Raw genomic sequence first — 9,449 nt, forward strand, 5'->3', positions numbered from 1 at the left:
TTAATGGCTGTCAGTACTTTTTTGGTGTAGAGCGGAAATTCACTGTTGATAATCCAGCCAAAATAGCCCGGCTGCTCGCGCAATACTTTTTCAACGGGAACACCTTTGTTCTTTCCAAAATTGAAGACTTCCACGCCATTTTCATCGTAAACAATTCGTCCAACAAAATCGACATTCCGATCGTACGATGAAAATTCGCTCAGCGCATTCACATCATTTTTAATCGGGGTGCTTTTCAATCCTTTGTTGTCTTCATATTCGGCTTCTTTGTAAACGTCCAACTGCGCTTTCAACACATCGTAGGTGGCTTTGGTATCGGCCATGGCACTATGGGCATCAATCAGTTCCTGTTGGCAATAAAACTTATAGGCAGCCGCCAGCGTCCGTTTTTCCATCTTGTGAAAAATCGCCTGCACATCAATAAACTTGCGCTTTTTGAAATCAATATCTACCCCTACCCGCAAAAACTCTTCGGCCAGCAAAGGAATATCGAAGCGGTTCGAGTTAAATCCAGCCAGATCGGCGCCTTCCAAAAAATTTGCCAGCGTCTTGGCTACCTCTTTAAACGTTGGCGCGTCTTTCACATCTTCATCGTAAATTCCATGAATTAAACTGACATGCTCCGGAATGGGCATCTCGGGGTTAATCCGTAAATCCTTCTCTTCCTCTCTCCCGTCAGGATGGACCTTCAGCAGAGCAATTTCAACAATACGATCGGTAACAATATTAATTCCAGTGGTTTCCAGATCAAGGAAAACAAGCGGATTTCTCAAATTTAAATTCATCTTTTTCTTTTTTCTTTTTTGGAATGCTGAAAACAAAAAAACCTAACAAAACAAATCTTGTTAGGTTTTCAGCAATTTATTCAGTTACAATTTACGCATTAATCATCATGGGCATTAAAAGCATCAACACATCTTCTTCATCAAAATCTTTTTCAGCCGGTAACAACAAGCCGGCACGTGTTGGGTCTGACAGTTCAACCCGAACATCAGACGATGCCAGGTTAGCCAGAATTTCGAGCAGGAAGGTAGATTTGAAACCAATTTCAATCTCATCACCTTCATACTGGCACTTCAAGCGTTCAACCGCCGAAATGGAAAAATCGACATCCTGAGCCGAAACCACCAATTGGTTATCATCAATATGCAGCTTGACCAAGTTACTAGCTTGGTTGGCAAATACCGACACCCGCTTAATTGTGTTATATAATTCGAGGCGGTCAACGGTCATTTTATTGGAGTTGTTGCTTGGAATAACCGAGTTGTAACTCGGATAGTTTCCTTCAACCAAGCGGCAGATCAGTTTATAATTGCTGAGCGTAAAGAACGCGTTTTTATCATCAAACTGAAGCTTGACATCAAATTCTTCTTTCGGTAACAAGTTTTTCAACAAGGCAGCCGGTTTCTTTGGAAGGATAAAAGAAGATTCAACTTCAGCCTTGGCATCAGTTCGCCGATAGCGAACCAACTTATGCGCATCTGAAGCAACGAAAGTCAGATCATCATTTCCCAGCTCCACAAAAATTCCGTTCATCACCGGGCGCAGTTCATCATCGGCCGTTGCAAACAGCGTTTTTGAAATTCCGTTCTGCAAAACATTATGATTGACCTCGATGGTAGCTGCCGCCTCTTCTTTCAACTCGGGCAAAGCCGGAAAATCCTCGCCATTTTGCCCAACAATGCTAAACTTACCATTCTCCGAATAAATATCGATGGCCGACGTATCTCCATTAATCTGGAAGGTCAGGGGTTGTTCCGGAAACTCTTTCAACGTATCATTGAGCAGTTTTGCCGGAACCGCAACATCACCATTTCCTTCGGTATTATCTAAATCGAGGCTGGTAATCAGGGTTGACTCTAAATCCGAAGCAGTAATCGTTAACCGATTATCTTCCAGTTGAAATAAATAATTATCCAAGATGGGCAATGTATTTTTCGAACTAATCACCTTACTGATGGCATTCAGATGACTCAGTAATTCGGTACTGGAAACAACAAATTTCATATGACTTTTTTAAATTTTTTGATCTTTCTCGTGTGCCTTTACAGAACGATTTTTTAGCACAATGTTACGAATATACAAACTTTGCTTTTTTTAACCTATGCTTTCCAGTCACATTTTATACAAAGAAATTAACGTCCGTATTTTCGGACGCGGATCCAGTTGAAAATCAAGCCCAACAGGGAGATCAGCACCAGTGGAGCCAACACATTCAGCAGTTGCCATAACAAGCGCTGCTCACGCACCTGAACCTTGTCAAGCAAGCGGACTTGAAACGCCTGCGAACGAAGCGACATGATTCCGGAACCGTCGCACAGATAAGTGATGGCATTCAGCAAAAACTCCTTGTTGCCAAAGGTTTGCTGCGAATAGCGATCGTAGCCCAGCGGCAAGATTTGAATTTGCCCTTCGCGTCGCGAAACCTGGTTGGCAATCAGGCTTCCATCCGCCAAAACGATCATCTTGGCAGGCTGCGACTGGCTCAATATTTCAAGCTCGTTCGTATTGAAATCTTCCAGCATCCGGTTTTGAAAAACCGAAGAAAACTGGCCCTCCAACAAAACTCCAACCATCAGTTGCTGCTCACTGAACAGGCTGCGGGCCGGCGGCTGGTTAATGCTCTGCAAGCTAACCTCCAGAGGTGTCTGAATGCTTCGCGAGTAGTTGGAAGTATGTAGGATAACCGATTTCTGAATGGCAGAATTGTTCCCCACCGTATCGATCGTACTCACAAATTCGGCTTTTACGGAATTCAAATTGCGGCTCAGTACATGATCTTCGGCCGGTTGTAGCAATGGCGAATAATACCATGGGGCCGGCGTATATTTTGGCGGACTGCCCATCGGCGCGGTATTCACCGGAATCATCAGACATTCCACATCCTGTATCAAGGTACTGTTGATGCGGATGCCATACCGAAAAAGCTGATCATTCAAGTTCAGATCGCGAGGAAAGGCCAGGGTCGTTTCCCCACGGCTCAAACTGTCTAAGCTAACCTGAACCGGATCGACCAGCCAAAGTAAGTTTCCGCCACGCATCAGGTATTGGTCAATGTAGAACTTGTCCTGCTCCGAAAAAGCTTGCACGGGATCGGCAATCACCAGCGCGTCGGGCTGCGAATCGTTCTGGTTAAGTTCCCGGGCATACATATCTACCACTTCAAAGTTCTCGGATAAAGCCGATCGAATATCTCGTGTTTCTGGTTCACCCAGCTCACCATGCCCACCCAGAAAGGCAACTGTTGCCCTCGAATCGTCCAGCAATACTTTAAAGGCTCGCATCAACTCAAATTCCAGGGTTTCAACTGAGTGGTTCAGGTTGTTTTCAGCAGCAATAGACGGATTGTTCTTCAGCAAATTAATGCCAATATCGTAATCTTTATATTTGATGACTGCTCCCGGAAAGATCAATTTAGTGACCGTCCCTTCGTCACGCTGTAAGCGCAGGTCGGTTGGTTTCAGCCCCAGGGAAACCAGGCGGTCAAACAACTGGCTCTGCTCTTCCGGGGTACTGACAATTTTGTAGGGATCGATCATTTCGTAATGAATCCGATAATCGGCATAGGCGTTGAGGTCCTGTATCTTTTCGACCAGGGCCAGCTGCAACTTTCGAAAGCCCGGAGGTAATTCACCTTCCAAAAAGATATCGACTTTAACCGGGGCATCCAATTGTTGAATAAGCTGCTTCGAAATGGGAGAAAGGCTGTAACGTTTTTCTGCTGTCAGGTCAATGCGAAAATACCAGGCGCCCGATAAAAAGCTTAGTAGTATTAAACCGCCAACCAGTATCCCCAGCTTTTTGAGCTGCTGCTTCCAGTGCTTTTGTTGTGGTTGCAGAAAAATGCTGGTCAGTACCAAAAAGAAGAAGCTGATGGCTAAAAAGTAAATCAAATCACGCGAATCGACCACTCCACGGCTGATGGATAAATAATGCTCGTTGATCCCCAGTTGAATGAGCATTCCTGAAAACACGGACGACCAATTTAGCGATGCCGCGAATTCAAATCCCAAGTAAGCTAAAAAGGAGAAAAACAGCGCGGCCACAAAAGCCAGCACCGGGTTATCGGTGATGGCCGACGCCAGCAAACCAATGGACACATAAGCCGCTGCCAGGCAAAACAGCCCAATAAAAGATCCCCAGGCAGCACCTGAATCCCAGTTTCCAACCGGGCTACCCAAACTGTAAACGGAATAGAAATAGACCAGGGTCGGAAGCAAACACAAAAGCACCAGCACCAAACCAGCCAGGTATTTTGCCCACACCAACTGAAACAAGGACAGTGGACGGGTAATCAGAATTTCCAAGGTTCCCGATCGCTTTTCCTCGGCAAACAAGCGCATGGTAAGCGCCGGAACCAGGAATAGAAAAATCCAGGGAGCCAGCGAAAAATAACCTTCCAAGCTGGCATAGCCATTATCGAGGATATTGTAATTGCCGGGAAAAACCCAAAGGAACAAGCCGTTGGCAATTAAAAAAACAAAGGCAATTAAATAGCCTGTGAGAGAACCGAAAAATGTGGTGATTTCCTTTCGAAATAAACTATACATGTTTGCTTTCGCTTTTTGCTCAAACGAAGATAGAAAAAGAACCCAATGCGCGAAACTCCACCAAGACTAATTTTCCAAATCACCCCATCAATCAAACCTTGTTAAGCACTTTCATGTCGGGCGCACTTATTACACCTGCCGCCTGCATGGCAGCTTTCAGTTCGGGCTGGCTCATAAAGCGATAAACGAGCTCAGCGCTGGCACATTCGCCGGTAAGGGTAACTTGGTTGGGATTATCGACCGAAGTATAAACCCCGGTCATTTTTATTCCTGATTTTGTTCTCAGAGGTTCTCCCTCTTCATAGACTTTTTTCCATGCGAAAAAATCTTTCACCTCGTGTGTCAAGATTACGTGCACCATTTTGTTAGTTTTAGAAGTTAAATACAAATCACTGATAATGAACACATACCAACAAATAGAGCAAATGGTTTCAAAATAAGAGACATTCTTATCCGATTTCTTTCACCCTTAACTGATCCCGGGCGATACCATGCGCAAGCGACTCAAAACCTGCTACTCCTGATTTGCCATTCACCTGAATAATCATGCTTTTCATAAACTAATGGATTGTCGTCCTTAGAATTGACAGTGACACGCAATCCGCAACGACAACCTGCAATTTTCCGGTGCCAACAATCAATACTGCAAAAAAAAATTGCAGATGATTCACTTTCGATATATTTTCTCACACCAAAACGAACAATTATGGCAAGACGAAGTATCTCATTTACAAGACCAAATGAGGGATGGTTAAAAGCACAAGTAGAAAATGAGGAGTATTCGAGCAAAAGTGAACTTATTAACGACCTGACAAGACAGGCTCGAAAACAACAAGCCCGGGTTCATTGGATTAGAACCAAGCTGAGTCAATCTGAAGCTAACAGATTTACAAAAAAATAAATTTTAAGACAATCAAAGTCCTTGCTTAACTTACTTGAATGATACCGTTGAAATAATAGCCACTGTTGAACGACAAGATTTGAACGATATCCTATTGCCGTTTCAACCACCATGAGAAACGATATAAGACTCAGTTCTTTCCAGCTAATTTTCCGATCATTGCCGAAGCCGCCCGCGCCGAAGCACCAGGTTCGCCCAACTGTTGGTGCAGCTCGTCGTAACTTTCCATGATCTGCTTTTTATACGTCGCATCCGTCAAAATCCGACGCAATTCCTTGCGGATATTTTTAACCGTACAGTTGTGCTGCAGCAGTTCTTTTACAGCGGTGCGTTTCAAAATCAGGTTGACCAGCGACACCCACACAATTTTTACGATGTGCTGACCCAACCAGTAAAACAAGGCGCCTCCATCCATCCGGTAGCAAACAATTTGCGGGCAACGTAAAATCCCTGCTTCCAGCGACACGGTACCTGAGGCCAGCACGGCCACTTCGGCTTGTTGCATCACTTCGTAGCTTTTGTTGTGCAGCAGGCTGGCCGCCGGATAAGCGGACAGGAGCTTCTCATACACCGATTGATCAATGTTTGGAGCTGCGGTTACCACCAGCTGATAATCGGTAAAGGCAGATGCTGCTTCGAGCATACGGGGCAACAGCGATTTAATTTCCTGCAAACGGCTGCCCGGTATTAAAGCAATGATTGGTTGATCTGGCAAATGATTTTCGATGACGAAGGATTTGAAACCGGCTTTCGCTGGTTTGCTCATCACCTCATCCAACACCGGGTTACCCACATAATTCACCTCGTAGTCCAAAGCTTCGTAGAACTCCGTTTCGAAAGGAAGAATGGTAAACATTTCATCGACAAAGGCTTTAATCTTTTTGATGCGGTGTTTCTTCCAAATCCATATTTTGGGCGAAATATAGTAGAACACCCGGATGCCGTGCTTTTTTGCAAATTCGGCCATGCGCAGGTTAAAACCCGGATAATCCACCAAAATCAACACGTCGGGTTGAAAATTTAGCAAGTCTTCTTCGCAGGTTTTAAAGTTTTGCTTAATCTTCTTCAGGTTCATCAAAACCGGTAGAAAGCCCATGAAAGCCATTTCACGGTAATGCCGGGTGAGCTGCATGCCTGCCTTTTCCATCCGCTCACCGCCAAAACCACGAAGCTCGGCGTTGATGTCCTGGTTTACAATTTCCGCAATCAGGTTAGAGGCATGTAAATCGCCCGAAGCTTCACCGGCGATAAAATAGTACTTCATCTACATTAAAGAGCTTTGGAAATGATTACTAAAAAAGCATACAGAAAAGTTGCCATCAAAACGCCACGAGCAGCCAGGTCGTATTTCTTTCGAATGAAAAAGAGAAACAGCAGCAAGTTTGGCAAAACACACAAGGTAAGCAGTTTCACCAACATGTAGAAGCGCCACAAATTTTGGACGTACTCCCAGAAACCAACCTCATGGTAGCGTGCCAAATACATGGCCAGAAACATAATTAATGGCAAAAGCAAGCCCGGCCAAAAGCCAAACTTTATTTTATTGATATTCCTTTTTGACGTGCTCATATTAAAATTTCCAGTTTTTCATTTGTTCAAAAGTCTCCTCGCAAGTCATGTCAACATTGATCGGGACCACCGAAACAAACTGGTTATCCAAGGCATGCATGTCGGTACCCTCCTTGTCGGGTTCAAAATTTTTGAAATAGCCGGCCAGCCAATAGTAGTCGCGCTGGTGCGGATCGGTCCGCTTTTCCAACTCTTCCACCCACTTGCCTGCTGTTTGGCGACAAACCTGAATCCCTTCAATATTTCCCTTCGGAATGTTGACATTGAGGCACACAAACGGGGGCAAGCCTTTTTCGAACACCGACTGAAACACGCGTGCCACCCACATTTTCGCTTTCGAAAAATCGGCGTCGGGCGAATAATCGCACAGCGAAAAGCCAATGGACGGCACGCCATGCAAGCAACCTTCAATAGCCGCGCCCATCGTACCGGAATACACCACACTGATGGATGAATTGGCTCCGTGGTTGATGCCCGAGATCACAAAATCAGGCAGGCGATCAACCAAATGATTGAAGCCCAGCTTCACACAATCGACTGGCGTGCCGCTGCATTTATAAGCCACGTAGCCATCTTCTTCTTCCTCTTTTGAGGCACGCAACGGCTTATCCACCGAAATGGCATTCGACATGCCCGACATGGCCATTTCAGGCGCCACTACCACCACATCGCCAAACAAGCGCATCACTTCAGCGAGTTCTTTTAATCCTTTGGCTTGAATGCCGTCATCGTTGGTAATAAAAATTAGCGGACGCTGTTTCATTTCTCAATTTTTTCTTTGCGAAACACAAAGATAAACTTCTCCGCCTGATTGGCTCTAAATTTCAATGGCATTTTTCGGACAAAACAAACCAAGTGACGAGCAGCTTCGTTTAAGTCATTACTAAAACATAAAAAATCATCATATCATGGAAAAGGCACAAAATGCTATTGTTTGGGCAGAAATCCCTGTCTTGAATTTCGAACGAGCCAAAGCTTTCTATTCTGCAATTTTCGATTACGACATGTACGAAGAAATGATGGGCTCGTATCGGATGGGCTTTCTTCCGATGGACCCTGAATCAAGAGGTGCCGGAGCAGCCATTGTTCAGGGTGAGAACTATGTCCCCAGTGGTTTGGGGGCCAAAGTATACCTCAACGGCGGAAACGATCTGACCACTGTTCTTAACCGGGTTGATCCGGCTGGCGGGAAAGTCATACTTCCGAAAACAAAAATTACGGATGAAATTGGCTACTACGCCACTTTTGAAGACACGGAAGGCAACCATGTTTGTCTGCACTCGCAGAAATAGGAATCAAAAAAGCACTCCACCTTATCGGGACGTTTCAAATCCCGCGGCACCTCCGGCTGTGGGATTACTTTTCGAAAATATTTTCTCACATGCCCATCTTGTTCAACTTTTGACCAACAAAGCAGCCAGAAACCCATCGATTTTCACCTCATAATCTTAAGTAATCGTTAAAAGTATTTAGACTTTTCTTTAAAAAATGCCGTCTAAAGCATTTTTTAAATACAGAAAAATAGATTTCTCAGGAAACTAACCAAAGATAATAGATATAAAATCGAAACAAAAACAAACTACCCAACACCAAATATCCGACATATACGTCTATTTGTAAACCAAACATCATATTTTAATCTATTTTTGATATTTTAGTTAAAAATTGTTTAAAATTTAATTCTCTTTCCATAACTTAGTTTCGAAAATTTTTTCAAAAGTATTCGATCTTTAAAATTCCATTTTCAAAAAACGCATGTATGGTACTCCATAAGAAAGCAGAGACGGATAAAATGCCCATAAGCGAGCTAAAGCGCTATAAGCTTCGTATGCAAATCATCCTGTATTTGTACAAGAAGTCGCCACAGTCTGCTTCTTCATTAAGCAAAAAGACGCATGTTAGCTTGCCCACAGTACGCTCGATCCTGGAAGATTTGATTTCGGAAAACACGGTTTGTATTTCCGGAGTAGGCGATTCTAAAGGTGGGCGCCGTCCCGTGTTGTACAGCCATGCTGAAGATGCCTTCTACGTTATGGTGGTTGAATTTGGACACTACCGGGCCAAGGCCCTGTTTCTGAATAGCTTGAACAAGAAAGTCACTGCAATTCATGAATACGAAACCAACATAGATGACCCACTACTGGAAGACAACATGGAGGAAACCTTCGACCTTTTACTGAGAGAATCGGGGCTTTCAAAGGATAAAATTTTTGCCATTGGGGTCAGCATGCCGGGCCTAATCGATGCGGAAAACGGGATTAACCGCACCATAAAAAGACCAGAAGACCGGCTAATCAAAAAGCGGTTGATCGACCGGTTTCATATTCCGGTTTACATTGAAAACGATGCCCGGATGCAGGCGCTGGGCGAGTTCGTTTTCGGAAAAGCAAAAAAAACAAAAAACACCCTTGTCTTAAACTGGAGTTGGG

Annotated in this window: 9 protein-coding genes; 2 read left to right on the top strand and 7 right to left on the bottom strand. The window is 44.3% G+C overall.

All coding sequences use genetic code 11. The annotated features are described in order from the left end of the window. The 7 genes from AAC033_RS17025 to surE all read right to left on the bottom strand — a co-directional run. Positions 1-785, bottom strand: a 785-nt coding sequence (locus tag AAC033_RS17025; RefSeq protein ID WP_339740330.1) for an exonuclease domain-containing protein, incomplete at its 3' end; no start/stop codon positions are given. 91 nt (positions 786-876) lie between these two features. Further along, complete coding sequence (gene dnaN / locus AAC033_RS17030) at positions 877-2,007, bottom strand: DNA polymerase III subunit beta (RefSeq protein WP_339740332.1); 1,131 nt, start codon at positions 2,005-2,007, stop codon at positions 877-879. A 128-nt stretch (positions 2,008-2,135) separates the two neighbouring features. Next, positions 2,136-4,550, bottom strand: a complete 2,415-nt coding sequence (gene gldG / locus AAC033_RS17035; RefSeq protein WP_339740334.1) for a gliding motility-associated ABC transporter substrate-binding protein GldG — start codon at positions 4,548-4,550, stop codon at positions 2,136-2,138. A 91-nt stretch (positions 4,551-4,641) separates the two neighbouring features. Beyond that, positions 4,642-4,911, bottom strand: coding sequence for a hypothetical protein (locus tag AAC033_RS17040; RefSeq protein WP_339740336.1), 270 nt, complete (start codon positions 4,909-4,911; stop codon positions 4,642-4,644). A 670-nt stretch (positions 4,912-5,581) separates the two neighbouring features. Continuing rightward, a complete protein-coding gene (lpxB, locus tag AAC033_RS17045; protein ID WP_339740338.1) occupies positions 5,582-6,715 on the bottom strand; it encodes a lipid-A-disaccharide synthase in 1,134 nt (377 codons plus the stop codon). Positions 6,716-6,720: 5 nt separating this feature from the next. After that, positions 6,721-7,020, bottom strand: coding sequence for a hypothetical protein (locus AAC033_RS17050; protein ID WP_339740340.1), 300 nt, complete (start codon positions 7,018-7,020; stop codon positions 6,721-6,723). Between the two features lies 1 nt (position 7,021). Beyond that, positions 7,022-7,783: a 5'/3'-nucleotidase SurE gene (surE, locus tag AAC033_RS17055; protein ID WP_339740342.1), complete on the bottom strand. Its 762-nt coding sequence runs from the start codon at positions 7,781-7,783 to the stop codon at positions 7,022-7,024. A gap of 145 nt (positions 7,784-7,928) precedes the next feature. Here surE and AAC033_RS17060 point away from each other — a divergent pair, with 145 nt between their 5' ends. Beyond that, positions 7,929-8,312, top strand: coding sequence for a VOC family protein (locus AAC033_RS17060; protein WP_339740343.1), 384 nt, complete (start codon positions 7,929-7,931; stop codon positions 8,310-8,312). A 467-nt stretch (positions 8,313-8,779) separates the two neighbouring features. After that, positions 8,780-9,449 (top strand): ROK family protein (locus AAC033_RS17065; RefSeq protein ID WP_339740345.1); only part of this gene is annotated, 670 nt, incomplete at its 3' end.

Source organism: uncultured Sunxiuqinia sp., assembly GCF_963974515.1.
Classification (GTDB): domain Bacteria; phylum Bacteroidota; class Bacteroidia; order Bacteroidales; family Prolixibacteraceae; genus Sunxiuqinia.